The organism is Niallia sp. Marseille-Q9988, assembly GCF_976954375.1.
In genome coordinates, this window is the sequence record NZ_CDRJSZ010000002.1 from 1 (window position 1) to 21,219 (window position 21,219).

A 21,219-nucleotide genomic window follows, 5' to 3' on the forward strand; every position below is an offset into this window, starting at 1 on the left:
CAATAAAGAGTTGATTAGCTCATTGCTAAACTCTAGCTTTTTATTACTTGTTGTCATTCTATAACATTCGTTATAAAACGATTATTGTTGACGTTTGTTTGTTCAGTTTTCAAAGAGCAATTTGTTTCACGTCGTCATCGGCGACTTTTTAATATTATCAGAAGTCATTCTCGAAGTCAACATTTTTTTAAATTTCTTTTTTCTTTCATCATTGCTTGTTTCAGCAACGAATATTAATATACCACCGTTTCATACTCTATGCAACTACTTTTTAAAAGAAAAAATATTCTTATTATTTGATTACACGTTAATTCTTATAAATCTTTTAAAATAACAGTAAATACTCTACAAATACCGCTCTTAACCCCCCCCTTCGCTTTTACTATCTTCTATAGTGTATTGTCTACTTTAATTTGACTCCTTACCTCTTCCCTAACCCGCACTACCCCTACCACTTCTATTACATGACATTGTGCGAATCAATAGATATTAGAAGTCGAACATAACAACTATTTAAAGAAAATAAAAAACGTGGTACCTTTCTGCAGGTACCACGTCTCTGTATTAACGATGTCTCATTAACGGGAATAATAACACGTCTCTTATAGAAGGAGAATTAGTTAACAGCATAACAAGACGGTCAATGCCGATTCCTAACCCACCTGTAGGAGGCATTCCATATTCTAAAGCCTCTACAAAATCCTCATCCATTAAGTGTGCTTCATCATTTCCTTGCTCACGCTCTTTTAATTGTGCTTCAAATCTTTCTCTTTGATCAATTGGATCATTTAATTCAGTGAAGGCATTCGCATGCTCTCTTCCTACGATGAATAATTCAAATCGATCTGTAAAACGAGGGTCTTCCTCATTCTTCTTCGCTAATGGCGAAATTTCTAACGGATGTCCGTAAATGAATGTAGGCTGAATTAATTTTTCTTCTACTCTTTGCTCGAAGAACTCATTAACAATATGGCCATATGTCATATTATCATTAATCTCTATATTATTCTCTTTAGCTAATTTTCTTGCCTCTTCTACACTCATCTCCGGCCAGAAATCTACACCTGTGTATTGCTTAATTGCATCTACCATATGAAGTCTTGTCCATTCTGGCTTCAAATCGACTTGATAATCTCCATATGCTACTGTAGTAGAACCATGGATTTCTTGTGCAATATGAGCTACTAAATTTTCTGTAAGACTCATAATATCACGATAATCAGCATATGCTTCATAAAGCTCAATCATTGTAAATTCTGGATTATGTCTTGTTGATACACCTTCATTACGGAATACACGACCAATTTCATATACTTTTTCTAACCCACCAACTATTAATCTTTTAAGGTGAAGTTCAATAGCTATACGCATATATAAAGGCATATCTAACGCATTATGATGTGTTATAAAAGGACGTGCAGATGCTCCTCCTGCAATGGAATGCATCATCGGTGTTTCTACTTCTAAATAACCGTGGCTGTCTAAATAACGGCGCATAGATTGAATAATTTTACTGCGAAGAATAAATGTATGCTTACTTTCTTCACTTGAAATTAAATCTAAATAACGTTGACGATAACGTTGTTCAATATCTTTTAAACCATGGAATTTATCCGGTAACGGGCGCAACGCTTTTGTAAGTAGCGTGAAATCTTTTACTTTAACGGAAAGCTCCCCTACATTTGTTTTAAATAAAACACCCTCAACACCAACGATATCTCCTAAGTCTACAGCGTTGAAAATAGCATATTGCTCTTCTCCTACATTGTCTTTACGAACATATAGTTGAATTTGTCCTTCAAGATCTTGAATATGAGCAAACCCTGCTTTTCCTTTTCCTCTTTTCGTCATTACTCTACCAGCAATTGTTACAGTAATATTTTTTTCCTCTAGCTCTTCTTTCTCTAGAGATTCATATTGTTTTTTTAACCCTTCAGATAAATGAGTTCTATCAAAACGTTTACCAAACGGATCTATTCCTTGTTCGCGTAACTCATTCATTTTGTTACGTCTCACTAGTAATTGGTCATTTAAGTTTAATTCATCATGACTCATGCTTAATCATCTCCACTATCTTTTTATGTATGATCACCTAAAAAAGGAATCGTTCAATTTTATACATACTTTATTATTCTACACAATGTCACGTTTACAGACACTAAAAAAGAAAAAAAACTGTCAGATTTTTATCCAACAGCTTTATTTTTGCACATATTACAGGAAATTTAAACAGTTACCTTAAAAATTAACCTACTTGGATTTCGGTTTGTTCTTTCGCTTCCACTTCTAATACTAGTGCATTTAATAATGTTACTAACTGCTCTCTTGTTTCACATTGATTAACCGCAGTCCTTGCTTTTGCATTTCCTTTTATACCTTTTAAGTACCACGCAGCATGTTTTCGCATTTCTCTAACTGCTACATACTCACCTTTTAGGCTAATTAAACGATCCAGATGAAGAATACACACATCTATCTTCTCGCGAACAGATGGATCACCCACTAATTTTCCAGTTTCTAAATACTTAACTGTACTATAAATCATCCACGGATTCCCTAGTGCTGCTCTCCCAATCATTACCCCATCACAGCCCGTCTCATCTAACATTTTTTTCGCATCTAGGGGTGTTTTCACATCGCCATTTCCCAATAAAGGAATATTAATCGATTGTTTTACTTCACGGATAATATCCCAATTTGCTGTTCCTTCATATAATTGAACACGCGTGCGACCATGCAATGCAACGGCTGCTCCGCCTGCCTTTTCAACCGCCTGAGCATTTCTAACCGCATATATATGGTCTTCATCCCATCCCATACGCATTTTGACCGTTACTGGTTTATCTACATTTTCTACAACCGCAGAAACCATATCATAGATTTTATCTGGATCCAACAACCATCTAGCACCCGCATCACATTTTGTAATCTTCGGCACAGGACAGCCCATATTAATATCGATAATATCCGCATTGGTATTTTTATCAACAAATTGTGCCGCTTCCACTAGCGTTTCTTTTTCTCCACCAAAAATTTGTAAGCTTAATGGGTTTTCCCGCTCGTCTATATAAAGCATATCCATCGTTTTCTTATTCTTTAAAACAATCCCTTTATCACTTATCATCTCCGCACAAACAAGACCAGCTCCAAATTCTTTCACTGTTAAACGAAATGCAGAATTTGAAATTCCTGCCATTGGTGCAAGTACAACACGGTTGCTTATTTCAACATTTCCTATTTTAAACAAACTTTTACCTCCTTGATGGGCAGTGCTTATTTACTTTGATGTGGATCTAATTCTTCTCTTGTTATCTTTAGCACACCTACAATAGAATCAATCATCTCTTCCGAAGGCATACGATTACCTCGTTCAATCTCCCCTAAAATAGAAACAGAAACAAGTAGCTCTTTTGCTAGACTTTCCTGTGTATATCCTTTTAGCTTTCGAAAAGCTCGAATACGTCTTCCCCATTTTTCTGTTGTTTCCATACCCTTACTCCTTCTCTATCTGGCAAAAGCTTCAAACTTTCTTTTAAACGCATTGATTTATTCGGTAACTTTATGTCTGGAGCAATTTCTATTAGCGGAACTAAAACAAATGCTCGCTCTTCTATTCTCGGATGTGGAATTATTAGCTTATCTGATACTATATTTTCGTGATTATACAATAAAATGTCAAGGTCTATTGTTCTAGGACCCCATCGAATTATCCTTTTTCTCCCAAGTTCGTTTTCGATACTTTGGCATTTCTCTAATACCGAAGAAGGATTTAATGATGTTTCAATCTGTACAACAATATTCAAAAATAGTGCTTGTTCCTCATATCCTACTGGGTCGGTCTCATAAACAGAGGAAATGTTTACCACTTTAATTTGCTTATGATTATGAAGCATTTGTACAGCCTCGCGTAAGTATTCCAATCGATTGCCTATATTTGAGCCTAATGATAAGTAAACATTATTCATCCTTTTCTGCTCCTCGTAATTTCAACAGCAACCGATTTATAATGACCTGGAATTGGAGGATCTGGTTTAATAATACGAACGGTAATACTTTCAATAAGGGAATAAGATACCAAAAGCTTCTTTGCTATATTTTCTGCAACTGCTTCTATTAATTGATATGGCTTACCTTCAACAATTTCCTTCACGTCAAAGAAAAGCTGGCCATAATTAACCGAATATTGTAAGTCATCTGTTTCTCCAGCCTTCGCTAAATCCACTTCTACTTGTAAATCTACGATAAAACGCTGACCTAACTTATTCTCTTCTTTAAATACTCCATGATATCCATAGAACTCCATTTGGTTTAATATTATCTTATCCACCGTATTCTCCCTTTCCCATTAAAGCATCCATCATACGAGCCATGCGTGTCATTTCTTTCACATCATGGACACGAATAATATGGCATCCTTTTTGAATACCATAGCAAATAGTAGCCCCTGTTCCTTCTACTCTTTCCGTTACAGGTAAATTTAACACATTCCCAATCAATGATTTTCTTGAAGTTGCAAGCAGCACAGGATACCCCATATCAACAAGCTTATCTAACCCGCGCATCATTTCTATGTTTCTGTTTAAATCCTTCGCGAAGCCAATACCTGGATCAAGAATAATATTATCAAAAGGGACCCCCGCTGCCTTTGCAATCTCAATACTATCCTGCAAGTCAGCTACTACCTCTTCTAAAAAAGACGAGTAGTTAAGATTATCCCTATTATGCATTAAAATAATTGGAGCTTGAAATTCAGCTGCAACGGACGCCATTTTTGGGTCTCTTTTTGCTCCCCATATATCATTGATAATATGCGCTCCTGCTTGCAAAGCCTGTCTCGCTACTTCTCCTTTATATGTATCAATTGATAAAGGAACATCTACCTCTCCCGTTAATCGCTCAATAATAGGAATTACTCGCTCTAATTCTTCTTCGATTGAAATTTCTGTATAGCCAGGTCTTGTAGATTCTCCGCCGATATCGATAATATCCGCCCCATCCTCTACCATCTGACGAGCGTGGTTTAATGCTGTTTCAACTTTGTTAAATTTACCGCCATCAGAAAAGGAATCAGGATTTACATTTAAAATACCCATTACCATTGTTTTTTGTTCAAAATCCAATGTGTACGGACCACATGCTATTTTATTTATCATTCCTTTATTCCTCCTAGCTCTTCTTTCGACCATAATTGAGTGGAATGCTTTCTATATTCCTTATAAAGCTTAGCAACAACCTTGCCTTCTACTCCTTTATAGTCATATCCATCTATTTTTTTTATTGGGATGATTTCCTGAATAGAATTCGTTGCAAATACTTCTTCTGCACCTGCAAGCATAACCAACGGAAACATCCCCTCTTTTACTACTAAACCCATGCTCTTTGCAAGGCTTAAAACAAACTGTCTCGTAATTCCATTTAATATACCAGCTTGCAGGCTAGGAGTATAAAGCACTTCATTGATAACCCAAAAAAGATTGGAAGTTATTCCTTCAGCAACATAGCCTTCTTTTGTTAAAAAAAATCCTTCGATTGTCATATCTGCACCAATCTCTCGCTTCGCCAAGATATTATTAAAAAAATGATGAGATTTTAAGCGAAAAACCCCTTCTGGTGTATTTCTTGGAATCGTCACTACCTGTCCTATTTTTTCCGGCATCCCATTTGCTGGTGGAAGGGGTTTTATATACACGATTGTATTTGGTTCTAAATATGGATCTGTTTGAAGTCCTATCATTCCATTTCCAGCTGAAACATTCCAGCGAATATAAGCATTATTAATATTGTTTTTTTTCAATAGACTTTGAATAATAGCGACCACTTCTTCTCTTTCAAAAGATAATTGGATGTTCATCTCTTTTAAACCTTCATTTAACCTGCAAAGATGGTCATCTAATAGAAAAGGATGTCCCTCATATACACGAAATGTTTCAAATAAGCCTAGTCCATATATAAAGCCATGGTCAAAAACAGAGATAGCCGCTTCTTCCTCGCTAACAACCTGCCCGTTTATGTACATAAACATTTTATTTCTTACTTCCTTCTTTATAATATTGAATAAAATTTTCCAATAACTCCATACCAATCTCTGTCATAATTGATTCTGGATGAAACTGCACCCCTTCAACTGGAAGTTCTTTATGTCTAATCCCCATGATTTCTCCTTCCTTTGTCCAAGCAGAGATTTCTAAACAAGAAGGCAATGTCTCCTTTTTCACAATCAAGGAATGATAACGTGTAGCGGAAAAAGGGTTAGGTAAGCCTTGAAAAATCGTTTTATTATCATGATAAATGAGAGAGGTTTTTCCATGCATTAAATTTGCTGCTTGTACAACCTCCCCTCCAAAAACCTGTCCAATTGCTTGATGACCCAAACATACTCCAAAGATTGGCATATCACCAGCAAAGGATTGAATTGCCTCTAAACTTATCCCTGCTTCATTAGGACTACACGGTCCTGGAGAAATCATCAAATATGCCGGATTTTCTTTTTTTATTTCCTCTAAAGAGGTTTCATCATTTCTTTTCACTTTTAATTCTTGCCCTAATGATCCTAGGTATTGCACAAGGTTATAAGTGAAAGAATCATAGTTATCAATCATATATATCATTTGCTGCCACCCAATTTCTCTTCAGCTAATTCTTTCGCATTCCAGAGTGCCCTAGCCTTTTTCATCGATTCTTTGTATTCATTTGCAGGGATGGAATCGATCACAATTCCTGCACCGGCTTGAACATATGCTCGGTTTTCCTTCACCAGCATCGTCCGTATCATAATATTTAGCTCTACATCATGATTATAACCAATCCACCCTAAAGAACCAGTATACGGTCCACGTCGAACTGGCTCTAGTTCTTCAATAATTTCCATCGTTCGTATCTTCGGTGCACCTGTAATCGTTCCACCTGGAAACATGCTATCAATGAGATCGTACTCATCTTTTTCTTCTGAAAGCTTTCCTTTTACATTAGATACAATATGCATCACATGGGAATACTTTTCGATTACCATAAATTCGTCTACTTGAACACTCCCATATGCACATACTCTTCCTAAATCATTTCTTTCTAGGTCGACTAGCATCACATGCTCTGCTCTTTCTTTTTCACTCTCCATCAATTCATTAGCAAGAGCTATATCCTCAGCATCGTTTTCCCCCCGTGATCGCGTTCCAGCTATCGGTCGTGTACTCACTTCCTGTCCCTTCTTTTTAACTAGAAGCTCTGGTGAACCACTTACTAACTGAAACTCTGGTGTATGGAAATAGCCCATGTATGGAGAAGGATTCAAAACCCTCAGTTGTCTGTAGACCTCGAGCGCAGATACATGCAAAGGCTTGGCTTGCCGAACGGATAAGTTAACTTGGAATGCGTCTCCCGCGGAAATATATTGCTGAATCTTGCGAACGGATTGTTGGAATTCATTATCTTCAATCGATACCTTCAGACCCTCAGATTTCCCAATATTCCCATGCGGATATTCGGTTTTATTCTCTTCTGCCCATCCCTTTGCATAGGTTTTTATTTTATCCTGAATGAAAGCTAGCTGATCTTCTACATATAAACCAGAAATCCATAGCTTATTTTCTTCATGATCATAAGTAAACCACTCTTCAAATAATAAAAAGAATACATCAGGAATATTTAAGTCATCCTTTGTCTGGTTAGGAATTTTTTCGATATACCGAATATAATCGTAACTAATAAACCCAAGCGCACCCCCTTGAAAATCAGGTAGCTCCGATTTAGACTCAACAACATATTGATTCATTACTTCTTTTATTGCATGAAGTGGATTCCCTTTGATGAATCTAGTTCCCTGCTCATCTATCACTTCTAAACGATGATATCTACCGATCATTTTTACAACTGGTGAAAAAGCACCAATGCTATACCTTCCACCGCGACCGCTTTCTAATAAAACATAATGTGATTCACCTTCCGCAAGGGATAAAAATTGCTTAAAGAACTGCTCATATGTCAGAGAAATCGTCTTACTATATATCTTGTAATTCTTCAATCAGGTTTCTCTCCTTCAACATTTATCTGTTCTCATCATACAGGATACATAAAGTAAAATACAAAAAAATCACGTATCTATTTACGCAATTTTTTAATACTACTTTTTATATAAAAAAGCAAAAAAGCCCCCTTGAAGGGAGGCATTTTACTTTTTAACTTTTATGCTTATTCTTCATCAAACTGATAAAGAGGTGTGCTTAGGTAGCGTTCTCCGTTACTTGGGATAATTGCTAATACTTTTTTCCCTTTTCCTAACTCTTTCGCTACTTGTAAAGCGGCATAAATAGCCGCACCAGAAGAAATACCGCCTAACACACCTTCTTCCTTCCCTGCACGACGAGCATACTCAAATGCTTGTTCTGTCGAAACTTGAATAATCCCTTCATACACTTCACTATTTAGAATATCTGGAACAAACCCAGCACCGATACCTTGAATTTTATGAGGACCTGGCTTACCGCCTGATAAAACAGGAGAATCAGCAGGCTCTACTGCATAAATTTTGATATCTTTATATTTTTCCTTTAATACTTCCCCAGCACCAGTGATTGTTCCGCCTGTACCAATACCAGCAATAAACGCATCTAAACCTTCGTCACCGAAAGCATCAATTATTTCTGGTCCTGTTGTTAATCTATGTACTTCAGGATTAGAAATATTTTTAAATTGTTGCGGGATAAAATAGCCGTTTTCTTTTGCTAATTCCTCTGCTTTACGAATAGCTCCACCCATACCTTCTGGTCCCGGTGTTAATACTAATTCAGCTCCGTAAGCTTTCAATAATCTCCGGCGTTCCATACTCATTGTTTCTGGCATAACTAAAATCGCACGATAACCTTTTGCTGCAGCGACCATAGCAAGACCAATTCCTGTATTTCCGCTAGTAGGCTCAATAATTGTGCTGCCAGCCTTTAAGTCCCCACTTTTTTCAGCTGCTTCAATCATTGCAAGCGCAATACGGTCTTTTACACTGCTGCCTGGGTTCATGTATTCTAATTTTAAATAAACGTCTGCACTGGACTCATCTTCTACTAAACGGTTTAATTTAACAATAGGTGTTCCACCGATAAGATCGACTACAGAATTTGCGATTTTTGACATTTTCTATCTCCCCTTATTATTCCGAGTATTTTAATTGGTTTTATAATATTAATTTATCAAATAACACCATCATTTGTCAATCAATATGTTTGTATTTTCCGAAAATTAATCATTCAAACATACGCAACGTTATTGTAGAAATTTTCGCAATACCTCATCTATTAAAGGCATCTTTGTCGCTCTCTCCTCCAGCAATATATGTTTTTATCCTACTTTACTATTTATAAAACGACACCGTTCACCATACTACCTTTATAAACATAAAAAAACAGCCTCCAGATATGATTTTTAGCAAACCATTCTTTGAGACTGCCTAATCTTAGTTTCTTACTTTGCTTCTTCTAGCATTTTTTCTAATTCTTCTTTAGCGAATATATATTTCTCATTACAGAAATGACATTCTGCTTCTGCTTGACCATCTGTTTTAATTATATCTTCAATTTCCGCTTGGCCTAAACTGATTATTGCATGAGAAAATCTCTCTTTTGAGCATGTACATGTAAACGAAATGGGCATTTTTTCGATTACTTTTACATTGTCCTGCCCACAAATTTCTTCAAGAAGTTCCTCTGGAGTTAAGCCTTTTTCAATTAATTTAGATATTGGCGGAATTTCACTCAATCGTTTTTCAATCTTCGTAATCGTTTCATCTTGCGCACCAGGCATTAATTGAATAATAAAACCTCCAGCAGCCAAGATACTATTATCTGGATTCACTAATACTCCTACTCCAACAGAAGATGGTACCTGTTCAGAATTAAATAGATAATAAGTAAAATCTTCTCCAAGCTCTCCAGAAACGATTGGAACTTGCCCTGTAAAGTAATCACGCATCCCGATATCTTTTACAACTGACAATGTCCCTTCTGTTCCAACAGCTCTTCTTACATCTAATTTTCCATGCTCATTTAAGTCAAAATGCACTTGAGGGTTGCTAACATATCCACGCACCTCTCCTTTTGCATTACCATCTACCAGAATAAGACCAATTGGTCCACCACCATTGATTTTTACCGTTAATTTTTGATCTCCTTTAAGCATAGCTCCTAGCATCGCTGTTGCTGTTAAAGATCTACCTAAAGCAGCGGAAGCAGTTGGCCAAGTATGGTGTCTTCTTTGACCTTCTCCTACTGTTTCTGTACTTCTTACTGCATACGCACGAACTTCCCCATCAAACGCTAACGCTTTTACTAAATAATCACTCATAATTTACTCCTTTGTCTTCTAGCAATTAATCAACGGATTCATTATTCCGTTAAATAGCTCAAGTATGAACTTCTCTGTTTATTTTAGTGTATCCTTATTTTTTTTATAAATAAGCTGTAATCCCTTTAATGTAAGAAACGGATCAATTTCATCAATAATGTTTGATTCTTTTGCTATAAGATTTGCTAATCCTCCTGTAGCAATGACTTTAGGCTGAACTGCACTTTCTTCTTTCATTCTCTTAACAATCCCTTCAACCTGCCCTACATAGCCGAAAAGAATCCCTGATTGCATGGCAGAAACGGTATTTTTACCAATAACCCCCTCAGGACGTGCGATTTCAATCCTCGGCAGTTTAGCCGCTTTAGAATACAGAGCCTCTGTAGCAATATTAATTCCTGGTGCTATCGCTCCACCCATATATTGCTTTTGCTCATTTATATAGCAGAAAGTTGTAGCTGTACCGAAATCTACCACAATCAACGGACTTCCATATTCATGTATCGCCGCGACTGCGTTGACAATGCGGTCCGCTCCTACTTCCTTAGGATTATCATACTTTATGTTTAAACCTGTTTTCGTTCCTGGACCAACCACTAACGGTTTCAACTGAAAATACTTTTGGCACATTCTTTCCAAAGAAAACATGATAGGAGGAACAACAGATGAAATAACGATCCCAGTAATATCGGAAAAGGTTAAACCAACATGGTCGAATAAAGATTTAATAATCATACCATATTCATCTTCCGTTTTATAACGATTCGTTTCAATTCTCCAATGATGCTTTAATTCTTCCTTATCATATACACCTAATACTATATTTGTATTTCCAATATCAAAGACAAAAATCATTATGGTCACCACTTTTTTATTAATTTCATTCGGTAAAATCCCATTTCATATAGCTCTGCTTACTATATCATCTAAATTCTATAGCCCTGAGAAAGTGCTTTTCTAGAAAAGCACCATACAAAGAACTCACTTTCCTAAAGCCATAAATAAACGGTCTTTTCCAATACTGGACATATCATAACACACAACAGGAAAGAGACAAAGTGTAAAGCAACGGTTGCTTATAAAAGCTATTTTTATATTTTACGATACAGACAAAAAAAGGGTACGCTTTACGCGTACCCTTTCCTAGATGAACAATTACTCGTTTCGGTCATCTTTTTTGTTAATATTTACCTTCACATCATCTGAACCTAAAGTCGTATCAGCTTTAATCGTACGATCAGGTAAGACACCATCTTTGTAAAGGCTATTGATTTGTTCAGCATCCAATGTCTCTATTTCCAGAAGTGTTTCGGCGATTAGGTTCAATTTCTCACGGTTTTCTGTAAGAATTTGTTTCGCTCTTTCATAACACTCTTTAATGATTTTTTGGATTTCTAAATCTATTTCGTATGCAATAGCATCAGAATAGTTTTGTTCATTATTTAAATCTCTACCAAGGAACACTTGGCTTTGTACTTGACCAAACTGCAATGGTCCAAGTTTATCACTCATCCCATATTCTGTCACCATTTTGCGAGCAATGCCTGTAGCTCGTTGGAAATCATTATGTGCTCCAGTACTTACTTCGCCAAATACGATATCCTCCGCAACACGACCACCAAGTAAACCCGTAATCTTATCAAGAAGCTCTTGCTTTGTCATTAAGAAACGATCTTCCTTAGGAAGCATAACAGCATATCCACCAGCTTGACCTCTTGGTACAATTGTTACTTTATGAACCATATCTGCTTCATCTAATACAACACCGATAATCGTATGACCCGCTTCATGGTATGAAACAATATTTCTTTCTTTTTTAGAAACAACACGGCTTTTCTTAGAAGGTCCAGCAATAACACGATCTGTCGCTTCATCCATGTCTTCCATATCAATCTTTTTCTTATCAGATCTTGCTGCAACAAGAGCTGCTTCATTCAGAAGATTTTCTAAATCAGCACCAGAGAACCCTGGAGTACGCTGAGCGATGCTTTTTAAATCTACAGATTCATCTAAAGGCTTGTTACGAGCATGTACACGTAAGACTGCCTCACGACCATTAACATCTGGTCTATCTACAGTAATTTGACGGTCAAAACGACCTGGACGTAACAGGGCAGGGTCTAAAATATCAGGACGGTTTGTAGCAGCAATAATAATAATACCTTCGTTTGCACCGAATCCATCCATTTCAACTAAAAGTTGGTTTAATGTTTGTTCACGTTCATCGTGTCCTCCACCTAAACCAGCACCACGTTGACGACCAACTGCATCTATCTCATCAATAAAGATAATACATGGAGCATTTTTCTTCGCATTTTCAAATAAATCACGAACACGAGAAGCCCCAACCCCAACGAACATTTCTACGAAATCAGAACCACTGATAGAGAAGAAAGGTACACCAGCTTCCCCAGCAACTGCTCTTGCAAGTAATGTTTTACCTGTTCCTGGAGGTCCGTTAAGAAGAACACCTTTTGGAATTCTAGCACCTAGCTCAGCAAATTTACGTGGATCTTTTAAGAATTCCACCACTTCCACTAGCTCTTGCTTTTCTTCATCAGCACCCGCTACATCATTAAAGCGAACTTTTTTCTTTTCTTCATTGTAAAGCTTTGCCTTACTTTTACCAAAGTTCATTACGCGGCCGCCACCGCCACCTTGGGCTTGGTTGAGCAAGAAGAAGAATAAGATAAAAATAATCACAAACGGGATAATTGAAGTAAAGAATGTGATCCATCCACTTGTTTCTTGTGCAGGCTGCACATCGATTTTGGATCCTTCTTTAGCGGCTTTTAGGATCACATCTGCATTTGTTTCATTGTTTGTTACATAAGAGACAAATGTTTCATTTTCCTTATAGCCAGTTAATTTCCCTCGAATTTCAAGAACGCCTCGTTCTGGCTGCTGGGTTATTTCAACAACATCACCATCTTCAAGGTGATTGATCAATTCAGTATATGTTAAATGCTTGGTAGGCTGATTATTTCCATTGAAAAAACTAACCACACCGATAATTACTAAAAATATTAATAAATAAAAAATGGTATTACGAAAAATACGGTTCATCCCTTACCTCCTCCCACGGTAAACAAACTATAGAGTATAGTAACATAGAAAATTAAGTAAATTCAAGGAATTACCCTTTCTAGACTGCAATTCCTTTCCTATATCCTTATTCACTTTCACTTGAGTAAACTTCTGGCTTTAAAACACCAATGTAAGGTAGATTACGGTACTTTTCTGCATAGTCTAATCCATAGCCAACTACGAAAGCGTCTGGTACTATAAATCCTACATAATCTGCTTCAAGATCTGTTTTTCTACCAGTAGGTTTATCAAGAAGAGTCACAATTTTGATTGATTTTGCTTTTCGATAACGGAACAACTCAACAAGATAGCTTAATGTTAGACCACTATCAATAATATCTTCAATAATTAGTATGTCTCTTCCTTCAACTGAAGTATCCAAATCCTTTAATATTTTTACTTCTCCAGAAGAAACAGTAGAGTTACCATAACTTGATACATCCATAAAATCCATTTCCAGGTATGTATCCACTCGTTTTAAAAGATCAGCCATAAAGGGCATAGCTCCTTTTAATACGCCTATTGCCAAAGGAAATTTATCTTGATATTCCTCTGTAAGTTGAAAAGCTAAATCTTTGATTTTTCCTTGTATTTCTTCTTCAGATATCAATATTTTTTCAATATCGTGTTTCATTTCTTGTGTGCCCCCTAGAAGATCATTGCTTTTTATATGTTATTAATAGATTACTACCACTATTCGTATTACTATGAGAATATATCGATTTTTTTAGTCCAGGTATCCAAAGAATATTGCCGTTACTATCCGTAATGATTGGCCAATTCTCTCTTTTCTGGATTGGAATCTTCTCATCGATAAAAATTCGGCTCACTTTTTTCTTTCCATCCATCCCTTTCAAATGAATTCTATCGCCATCTCTTCTAGTACGGATAATAAGAGGAAAGGAAATAGAGGATGAATCCAAAAGAATACAATCGCTTTCTGTATGATAGTCACCGTTTATATATTCTACCTTAATATTGTACCCATTTGGTAATAATAACTCTCCCATTTTAGATATTTCATAATAAAAGGATTTTGTTGGAGAAAAATTAAGCTGAAAATGAAGAGAATGATACGACTTTTTCACTTTCAAACCATTCGGGAGATCAATATTTCCAGAAGAATGAGGACTCTTTAGTAATATCATCATTTGCTCAGTATGTAATGCGGATAATGAAATAGGCATCTCGTCATAGAGATAATTTAATATTAGTTGAATACACCTTCTTTGTAAAGGAATAGCTATTGAAAGAAATCGATTAATATCGACTACTACTTCCTCTTTCCTTTTTTTATTTAATATAAAAGAAAGCTTTTCTTCTGCCTGCTTCATTAAATAGACTTCATCATCTGCTAAATCTTCACTAAATCGCTGAAAATGCCTTGCTGCATGTATGTTTTCTTTTTTTAAAAAGGGGACAACATACTTTCTATATCTATTACGACTATATGTTTCTTTTTCATTGCTTGGATCTCTTCTTGGATTTAGATTATGTATTGTACAATATTCCTCCATATCCTCTCTTTCTAAACATAAAAAGGGGCGAATAATTTGTCCAGTACCAAAAGGACGTATAAAAGGGATACCAGCTCTAGCTTTGCCTGAACTCCCTCTCGTTAATCGCATCAGAATTGTTTCTATTTGATCATCACCATGATGACCTAGTGCTAAATAATCTACGTTATTTTCCCTCATCACTTTTTCATAGAAAGAATACCTACATTCTCTTGCAGCTTTTTGTGAATTCATCCCTGTTTTATTTATAAACTCAGGCAAATTTATTCTTTCCCAAGAAAAAGGGATATTTCTTTCTTCACAGAATAGTTTCACAAATTCAGCCTCTTTAAGCGACTCCTCCCCTCGAAACATATGATCGACATGCCCGGCATACACAGTGATTTTCCATGCTTCTTCCTTTGTCCATAAAAAATGAAGAAGCGCTAAAGAATCAGGTCCACCCGATACTCCAACTAAGATTTTTTTTCCTTCTAGGGTCACATTTTTTCTTTGCAGATAATTCGAAACTTGATCCTCAAACATTCTAATTACTTCCTTATCACTATCACTATTCTAGCAACACTCAGGTTATTACTTTTTCATCCGAGGTTGTAGTTACTATAGTCAAGGATATCACTTTTTTAAAAGTGATACCAAAGACTATTCTCTAAAATTGTTAAAATTCCTCTTTTCAAGTTAATTGACCATATATATACAAAATGTAACAAATGGAAATAAGAATAATGATAAGCATAGATTCAATCCAACCGGCTTTTTTCTTCTTTTTAACCATTTTGCTTCTTGTATTGGAAGTTTGGAGGTTTTGTCCTTTTACTTGTCGAGAAATATTTGCTTGAGATCCAGCTACTACTTTCCTTCTACTTGTGTTACCACCATTCGTTAATTTCAATAAATCAAATCGCATTTCCTTTGCACTTTGGTATTTTCCCGTTAATGCTTTTATAAGAATTCCTTCATAGCGAAGAAGTCCTTTTTTTTGCCGAATCATCGTTTGTAGCTGTTTTATTCCGCCTTCTGTTTTATTAAAGCGCTTTGGATAATATATATTTAGCATAATCATAGCAACTGCAAATAAATCATAGCTCGGCTCTGCCTTTCTGGTTCCCAATCCCCAGTAGCCTCTATCAAAGAACTCTGTAAATTCTTTAATTGCCCTTCCAATAATCGTTGTTCCGCCTACATCAATACATCTAATTTTCGTAGGTGGTCCTGTAATAATCAGATTCTCTGGCTTCAAATCTCCAAAAACCCAGTTGTTTTCATGGAGAACTTGTAAATCTTTTAATAATTGGATCATTAGTACATCAATCCATGAACCTTCCTTATTATGAATAAAGGCGAGTAAATCAGGTCCATTAATGTATTCCATTACATAAAAAGAGATATTCCCCTTATTTGTTACCCAATCATCCACATCTATTAAAGAAGGTCCAAGGCTATAACCTTGGACCTTTGCAAAGGACTTCAATACATTTACTTCGGAAGTTATAGATACGCTATTGTTGCTTAATTTTAAAGCAACTTTTCCTATTCGGGAATCTGCTAAAAAAACAGTGCCATTTGCTCCATAGCCAAGCTCCTTCAAGATGGTATATTGCTTGTTATGCCACTTTCCTTTTACTACCGTACCGCCGTTTATTTTAAATGGACTCTTCGAAGTATTCATCATCACTTGAAATCAAGCTCCTTAATGAGCGCTTATGCTTAAAGTAATAGACTGCTTCTTTTAAAGCTGGACCAGTTGGCGTAATTCCTCCTGTAGATAATTTCGGAAATATACTGGTTAGTGATTCTAAACGAGGAGTCCAATCCATTAATTTCTCGACATCTTTCTTTTTCCCGGGAAATACAAACACTGAATAACGATTCTCGCCAGAACGTGCATTCAAGCTTAGAGATAAATCAAGCAAAGCCTCTTTTACAGTTGGCAGTTTATGCTTCATGCTAGCGCTTGTATCTAGCAATACCAATACTTCAAGTTCAACTGTCTCTCCTAGTTCGTCAACAACCTCCATTACTTCTCCTCGCTTTTCCGGCGGAAGATCCTCCATTGTTTTCGAGGAACCTAATATTTGCTGAAGCTCTTTATTGACTACACCTTGGAGTGTTTGAGTCATTGCTTTTTTCGTAACCATTTGGACAGTCTGACTTAATTGCTGCGCATATACTATTTGGCTGACACCACCTCCAGAAAGTGCGATGCCTTCGATTTCCTTCATCCCCTGCTCGTCAATTGTATCTTGTTCCATTACTCCAATGACATTAACCGTAATTCCTTGTTCATTCGCTAACGCTGCCATCGCAATTGGATCTTCTCCTTTATTAGAACATCCATCTGTAATAAGCAGAACCTGCTTTAACGTACCTGTTTTCATAAATATCTCCCCTCCATCTTCGTGAGTTAGTTCCATTCTCGACGAAAAAGGAAGAATTTATACCCTTTTTAAGAAGGGAAACCGAGGAGAGGTTTCATTTGTTAAAAAGGAGGGAAATAAGTTATCAAATTCAATTTGCTACTTGCTTAAAACCTTTTACCGGAATAGATGCCCACTTCGGAATATTATGATCAATCTTTGCCACTAAAACAGTCATATCATCTTCAATTAACCCTAAACGAGATCGTATAACCTCCTCCATAATTAAGTCTGCTACCTCTTGGGGATTCTCTGTTTTCAGCTCCTTGATTTTTCGCTTCATCCATATTTCAAAGTTTTCTACATGTTTTGGTCCTTCAAAAACACCATCACTCATCATAATTAGCAAATCGCCAGCCTTTAATTGTTCACTAACAACATCTACATCAAATTCTTGGAGAATGCCCATAGGTAAATTGCTTGCCTGAACTTTCATTACTTTTGATCCTCTTTTAATAAAACTTGGGGTAGATCCTATCTTCAAAAATTTAACAGCTGCATTTTGAAGATCAATCATTGCTAAATCTAACGTGGAAAAAATTTCATCTGTTGTTCGTAAAGAAAGGATTGAATTAATCGATTTAATCGCCACTTGTTCTTCAATCCCTGATTGAAGAATTTTTTGCAATAATTGTAGTGTCTCTTCACTTTCTACATGGGCACGCTTTCCATTTCCCATTCCATCGCTTATTGCCATGGCATATTTCCCCAAACCTAGTTCAATCGTTGAATAGCTATCACCTGATATAAATCCCCCATCCTTTGCTGCATGTGCAACGCCAGTTTCTACCGTATAAGCTTTGGCTGATCGGAATGTTGCATGACTATAATCATTGGAATACTCAGCAACCTCCTCCTTATTTACAATAATTGTTTCCCCAAGAATATCAGATAACATCGGTGCAATCAGTTTCTCACATTCACCATAACCAGTGCTGTAAGGGATGGTTATATCGATATCTACGTTCCCCTGTTCTAGACTATATATCTCTACATTTTCAATATGAATGCCAAATTCTTGAATAGCTTCTAATATTAGTTCTTCCTGCTTATAATGATTTTCCCTTTCCCTTTGAATTTCTTTGGCAAAATCACCCATAACCTCTGATACACCAAGTAATTGATCTGCAACTAGTTTTCTGCTTTCCTGTACCTGTTTTTTTAATTTTTGGTTGGCCTGGTACAGTGCCAGTTCCTGATGAATAGCATCCTTAACCTTTTTCGATCTCGTACAATGTTTATCCCAATCCCTCGAAAGATTGGGGGAAATATTTCCGCCTGAATCTGCCATTTCTGTCATAATGTCTTTCATATAATCATAGGTTGTATTAAAGTTGCGAGCCCAGCAATATTCCTTTCGAAAACATGTCTGACATGTTTTTTCCGTCACATTACTTAAAAAGTAGTCTAACTCATTATCTTCCTCCTCCACCATCTCACTAATGTTGGGAGACGAAAAACTATTGGAGAGAGCCTGAAAAACATTAGAAAATTGAGAAACTCTTTGGGCAGTTACATCTCTCATTTTTCTCATATATTGCTGTTGTTCTTGGGAATATTCTGTTGTTCCTGGTATGTGCTTTGCAATGCGAGAGGTTAAACTTCTTGGTGTGAGAAGGAATAGAAAAACAGCTATTGTTGTTTCCATTAATGAAACAGATAATACGCCTCCATCTTCTCCGTACATTCCAATAAGAAGAGTAGCAATAAATAATCCCAATGCCACGCCAATTTTCTTCCCTTCTTTCAGTAATCCACCTAGAAGACCAGAAAATGCGAGCAAACTCATATGATAGAAACTTGAAATACTCGCCAGGCTAAAAATTAACCCTGTTACCACACCAACTGTAGAGCCAATCGTTGCCCCTGCAATAAAGGAAAATACTAATACTAAGTAACGTGACATAATATGTTCAATGGATAAGCCATAGACCGCCCATCCTATTGTTCCAGTCATAATAGAAGCTAGCATGATAATCAGACAAACAATTTCCTCTGTTTTAAGTGCTTGTCTCCTTTTATTTACGGTGAGTAATGGTAAGCTTTGTAAGAAGATTAATGTAAGAATATAACCAAGACTTCCTTCTACTAACGATAACATTCCTCCATACCATGTAAAACCGTTTGTTAATAGATATACTTTTACTAAGCTACCAAGAAAGACAAGACCAAAAACAAATACTGGTACGAGTTGTTGTTCTTTACTTTTCCAGTTCAAAATAATCTTATAGCTTATCAAGAATAAGAAAGACAAGACAAAATTAGTAGCCGCCTCCGTTATTCCTAAAGTAGCCGCACCAGCAATTAAACCAATGAGGGCAAGTGGGGCTTTATCTTTCCTTGATAAATACACCGCTGCAAAAAATGGAAGAGCAAAAGGAGTAAGCTGTCCTAATATTAAGGCTCGTCCAAGCAAGAAACCAATGATTAAAAGCAAATAGCCTTTTACTAAAAAAAAATTCTCCAATTTTGAATTAAATTTATGAAGAATTGAGCTGAAGCTTTCCCGTGACTTCCCAAAATCAACCTCACCAATCGGATCGATTATATCCCTTTCTACTTTTTCCATACACTCCACTCCCTATCAAGTATCGTTGCTCCACATTATAGAAGGTAGCTATTTAAAAGTTTGTCAAAATAACGAAGCAGTTCCAGCTTTTCGCTCGACTTCTTTCCTTCATTTTTTTAAGGAGCTACAAAATTCGATACATTCCTTTTTGCCCGTTATTTGGAAAACTTTTATAGAAAAGAGGCTATTCCATCATAAAAAAAGTGGTTTTAACTGAAGTACGTTTGGAGAAATAAGACCTTTTCATCTGCCTACTTTTTTGTATTTATTGCTTATTTTTGTCAATTCATGCAATATGTTTTTTTAGTTATCCATCGATAATAGTGGTTCCTACAGCTTTACATTTTATATACGTATGTAAAAAGATTTAAATACAGCCATACAATAAAATATAAATTTGCCAACAAATAAAGAAATGAATAAAACCTATTGACATTACATTTATTTATTTGTATTATATTAATTGTCTTGTTAATATTATGGCGGTGTAGCTCAGCTGGCTAGAGCGTACGGTTCATACCCGTGAGGTCGGGGGTTCGATCCCCTCCGCCGCTATCTAAAAAACCACGTAAATTTTTACGTGTTTTTTTTTATGTCTTTTTCTATTACAGCTGATCTCCAACCTATATTCTTCCTCTTCTTCCAAACAAGAAATGAAAGTCTTACTGAAGTTTATCAGTGGAAATAAACCATTTTTATCAAAAACACAAAAAAGCAAGCCTTAATAGGCTTGCTTAAGCTATGGGAATATATAAACGATAAACCCTGCTATCTATTGGTTATTCAGCAGCAAGTTACCCGCGTCTCGCGCCTCTTCCCCCGCGTTTCGACTCAGTATTTCTTTTCAGAGAAGCTAATCGATCTTCACTGTCTTTTAAGAAACGAGCCATTTTCGATTCGAAATTCTCTTTAGGAGCACGATTTTCATTTGATTTTGCATTACGTGACCTTTGAGAATTCCCACCGGAATAGCCGCCTCTTGATTCTCTTCTTTCTCCGCGTTCGTATTGTGGTCTCTCTGGTCTTTCTGGTCTATCCTTCGCCTTTTTAATGGATAGTCCAATTTTGCCATCTTTCTCGACATTAATAACTTTAACTTCTACTTCATCGCCTACTTTTAGGTGTTCATTAATGTCCTTAACATAATTGTCTGCGACCTCACTAATATGAACAAGACCTGTTGCGCCTTCTGGGAGCTCAACAAACGCACCAAAATTAGTAATTCCTGTTACCTTTCCTTGTAACTTGCTGCCTACTTCGATTGACATAAAAAAGTTTTGCCTCCTTAAGGATATAAAAAATC

Annotated in this window: 19 protein-coding genes and 1 tRNA gene; 1 reads left to right on the forward strand and 19 read right to left on the reverse strand. The window is 36.3% G+C overall.

The window, feature by feature from the left end; translation table 11 throughout:
• Positions 1-564: 564 nt before the first annotated feature.
• The 18 genes from lysS to spoIIE form a co-directional block, all read right to left on the reverse strand.
• Positions 565-2,055: a lysine--tRNA ligase gene (gene lysS, locus ACWNMZ_RS02395; protein ID WP_031537161.1), complete on the reverse strand. Its 1,491-nt coding sequence runs from the start codon at positions 2,053-2,055 to the stop codon at positions 565-567.
• A 190-nt stretch (positions 2,056-2,245) separates the two neighbouring features.
• Complete coding sequence (dusB, locus tag ACWNMZ_RS02400) at positions 2,246-3,247, reverse strand: tRNA dihydrouridine synthase DusB (RefSeq protein WP_031537160.1); 1,002 nt, start codon at positions 3,245-3,247, stop codon at positions 2,246-2,248.
• Positions 3,248-3,273: 26 nt separating this feature from the next.
• Positions 3,274-3,489, reverse strand: coding sequence for a helix-turn-helix domain-containing protein (locus ACWNMZ_RS02405; RefSeq protein WP_031537159.1), 216 nt, complete (start codon positions 3,487-3,489; stop codon positions 3,274-3,276).
• Positions 3,438-3,965, reverse strand: a complete 528-nt coding sequence (folK, locus tag ACWNMZ_RS02410; protein ID WP_031537158.1) for a 2-amino-4-hydroxy-6-hydroxymethyldihydropteridine diphosphokinase — start codon at positions 3,963-3,965, stop codon at positions 3,438-3,440. The genes ACWNMZ_RS02405 and folK overlap by 52 nt, the downstream gene beginning before the upstream one ends.
• Positions 3,962-4,327, reverse strand: a complete 366-nt coding sequence (folB, locus tag ACWNMZ_RS02415; RefSeq protein ID WP_031537157.1) for a dihydroneopterin aldolase — start codon at positions 4,325-4,327, stop codon at positions 3,962-3,964. The genes folK and folB overlap by 4 nt, the downstream gene beginning before the upstream one ends.
• Complete coding sequence (gene folP, locus ACWNMZ_RS02420) at positions 4,320-5,153, reverse strand: dihydropteroate synthase (protein WP_031537155.1); 834 nt, start codon at positions 5,151-5,153, stop codon at positions 4,320-4,322. Before folP ends, folB begins: the two co-directional genes overlap by 8 nt.
• Positions 5,150-6,022: an aminodeoxychorismate lyase gene (gene pabC, locus ACWNMZ_RS02425; protein WP_031537154.1), complete on the reverse strand. Its 873-nt coding sequence runs from the start codon at positions 6,020-6,022 to the stop codon at positions 5,150-5,152. Before pabC ends, folP begins: the two co-directional genes overlap by 4 nt.
• Position 6,023: 1 nt before the next feature.
• On the reverse strand, positions 6,024-6,608 hold the full coding sequence (gene pabA / locus ACWNMZ_RS02430; RefSeq protein WP_031537153.1) for an aminodeoxychorismate/anthranilate synthase component II: 585 nt from the start codon (positions 6,606-6,608) through the stop codon (positions 6,024-6,026).
• On the reverse strand, positions 6,605-8,017 hold the full coding sequence (locus ACWNMZ_RS02435; protein ID WP_035416381.1) for an anthranilate synthase component I family protein: 1,413 nt from the start codon (positions 8,015-8,017) through the stop codon (positions 6,605-6,607). Before ACWNMZ_RS02435 ends, pabA begins: the two co-directional genes overlap by 4 nt.
• A 167-nt stretch (positions 8,018-8,184) precedes the next feature.
• Positions 8,185-9,120: a cysteine synthase A gene (gene cysK, locus ACWNMZ_RS02440; protein WP_031537151.1), complete on the reverse strand. Its 936-nt coding sequence runs from the start codon at positions 9,118-9,120 to the stop codon at positions 8,185-8,187.
• A 327-nt stretch (positions 9,121-9,447) separates the two neighbouring features.
• Positions 9,448-10,326 (reverse strand): Hsp33 family molecular chaperone HslO, encoded by an 879-nt coding sequence (gene hslO, locus ACWNMZ_RS02445; protein ID WP_031537149.1) that lies wholly within the window; start codon positions 10,324-10,326, stop codon positions 9,448-9,450.
• A gap of 78 nt (positions 10,327-10,404) precedes the next feature.
• Positions 10,405-11,181, reverse strand: a complete 777-nt coding sequence (locus tag ACWNMZ_RS02450; protein ID WP_031537148.1) for a type III pantothenate kinase — start codon at positions 11,179-11,181, stop codon at positions 10,405-10,407.
• A gap of 300 nt (positions 11,182-11,481) precedes the next feature.
• Positions 11,482-13,392 (reverse strand): ATP-dependent zinc metalloprotease FtsH, encoded by a 1,911-nt coding sequence (gene ftsH, locus ACWNMZ_RS02455; RefSeq protein WP_251629292.1) that lies wholly within the window; start codon positions 13,390-13,392, stop codon positions 11,482-11,484.
• 106 nt (positions 13,393-13,498) lie between these two features.
• Entirely contained in the window at positions 13,499-14,047 is a 549-nt protein-coding gene (hpt, locus tag ACWNMZ_RS02460) for a hypoxanthine phosphoribosyltransferase (RefSeq protein ID WP_031537146.1), read from the reverse strand.
• A gap of 22 nt (positions 14,048-14,069) precedes the next feature.
• Positions 14,070-15,455, reverse strand: coding sequence for a tRNA lysidine(34) synthetase TilS (tilS, locus tag ACWNMZ_RS02465; RefSeq protein WP_251629294.1), 1,386 nt, complete (start codon positions 15,453-15,455; stop codon positions 14,070-14,072).
• A 148-nt stretch (positions 15,456-15,603) separates the two neighbouring features.
• Positions 15,604-16,605, reverse strand: a complete 1,002-nt coding sequence (locus ACWNMZ_RS02470; RefSeq protein ID WP_251629296.1) for a protein kinase domain-containing protein — start codon at positions 16,603-16,605, stop codon at positions 15,604-15,606.
• Positions 16,574-17,308, reverse strand: a complete 735-nt coding sequence (locus ACWNMZ_RS02475) for a vWA domain-containing protein (protein ID WP_031537143.1) — start codon at positions 17,306-17,308, stop codon at positions 16,574-16,576. The genes ACWNMZ_RS02470 and ACWNMZ_RS02475 overlap by 32 nt, the downstream gene beginning before the upstream one ends.
• A gap of 130 nt (positions 17,309-17,438) precedes the next feature.
• On the reverse strand, positions 17,439-19,916 hold the full coding sequence (gene spoIIE / locus ACWNMZ_RS02480; RefSeq protein WP_251629297.1) for a stage II sporulation protein E: 2,478 nt from the start codon (positions 19,914-19,916) through the stop codon (positions 17,439-17,441).
• Positions 19,917-20,397: 481 nt separating this feature from the next.
• Here spoIIE and ACWNMZ_RS02485 point away from each other — a divergent pair.
• A tRNA-Met gene (locus tag ACWNMZ_RS02485) sits at positions 20,398-20,471 on the forward strand.
• 239 nt (positions 20,472-20,710) lie between these two features.
• Here ACWNMZ_RS02485 and ACWNMZ_RS02490 read toward each other — a convergent pair.
• Entirely contained in the window at positions 20,711-21,184 is a 474-nt protein-coding gene (locus ACWNMZ_RS02490) for a S1 domain-containing RNA-binding protein (RefSeq protein ID WP_031537141.1), read from the reverse strand.
• Positions 21,185-21,219 lie beyond the last annotated feature (35 nt).

Excerpts from the sequence above, each read along its gene's own strand:
- lysS (WP_031537161.1), bottom strand. The coding sequence starts at position 2,055 with ATGAGTCATGATGAATTAAACTTAAATGACCAATTACTAGTGAGACGT.
- ACWNMZ_RS02405 (WP_031537159.1), bottom strand. The coding sequence starts at position 3,489 with ATGGAAACAACAGAAAAATGGGGAAGACGTATTCGAGCTTTTCGAAAG.
- folK (WP_031537158.1), bottom strand. The coding sequence starts at position 3,965 with ATGAATAATGTTTACTTATCATTAGGCTCAAATATAGGCAATCGATTG.
- folP (WP_031537155.1), bottom strand. The coding sequence starts at position 5,153 with ATGATAAATAAAATAGCATGTGGTCCGTACACATTGGATTTTGAACAA.
- pabC (WP_031537154.1), bottom strand. The coding sequence starts at position 6,022 with ATGTTTATGTACATAAACGGGCAGGTTGTTAGCGAGGAAGAAGCGGCT.
- pabA (WP_031537153.1), bottom strand. The coding sequence starts at position 6,608 with ATGATATATATGATTGATAACTATGATTCTTTCACTTATAACCTTGTG.
- cysK (WP_031537151.1), bottom strand. The coding sequence starts at position 9,120 with ATGTCAAAAATCGCAAATTCTGTAGTCGATCTTATCGGTGGAACACCT.
- hslO (WP_031537149.1), bottom strand. The coding sequence starts at position 10,326 with ATGAGTGATTATTTAGTAAAAGCGTTAGCGTTTGATGGGGAAGTTCGT.
- ACWNMZ_RS02450 (WP_031537148.1), bottom strand. The coding sequence starts at position 11,181 with ATGATTTTTGTCTTTGATATTGGAAATACAAATATAGTATTAGGTGTA.
- ftsH (WP_251629292.1), bottom strand. The coding sequence starts at position 13,392 with ATGAACCGTATTTTTCGTAATACCATTTTTTATTTATTAATATTTTTA.
- hpt (WP_031537146.1), bottom strand. The coding sequence starts at position 14,047 with ATGAAACACGATATTGAAAAAATATTGATATCTGAAGAAGAAATACAA.
- tilS (WP_251629294.1), bottom strand. The coding sequence starts at position 15,455 with ATGTTTGAGGATCAAGTTTCGAATTATCTGCAAAGAAAAAATGTGACC.
- ACWNMZ_RS02475 (WP_031537143.1), bottom strand. The coding sequence starts at position 17,308 with ATGAAAACAGGTACGTTAAAGCAGGTTCTGCTTATTACAGATGGATGT.
- spoIIE (WP_251629297.1), bottom strand. The coding sequence starts at position 19,916 with ATGGAAAAAGTAGAAAGGGATATAATCGATCCGATTGGTGAGGTTGAT.
- ACWNMZ_RS02490 (WP_031537141.1), bottom strand. The coding sequence starts at position 21,184 with ATGTCAATCGAAGTAGGCAGCAAGTTACAAGGAAAGGTAACAGGAATT.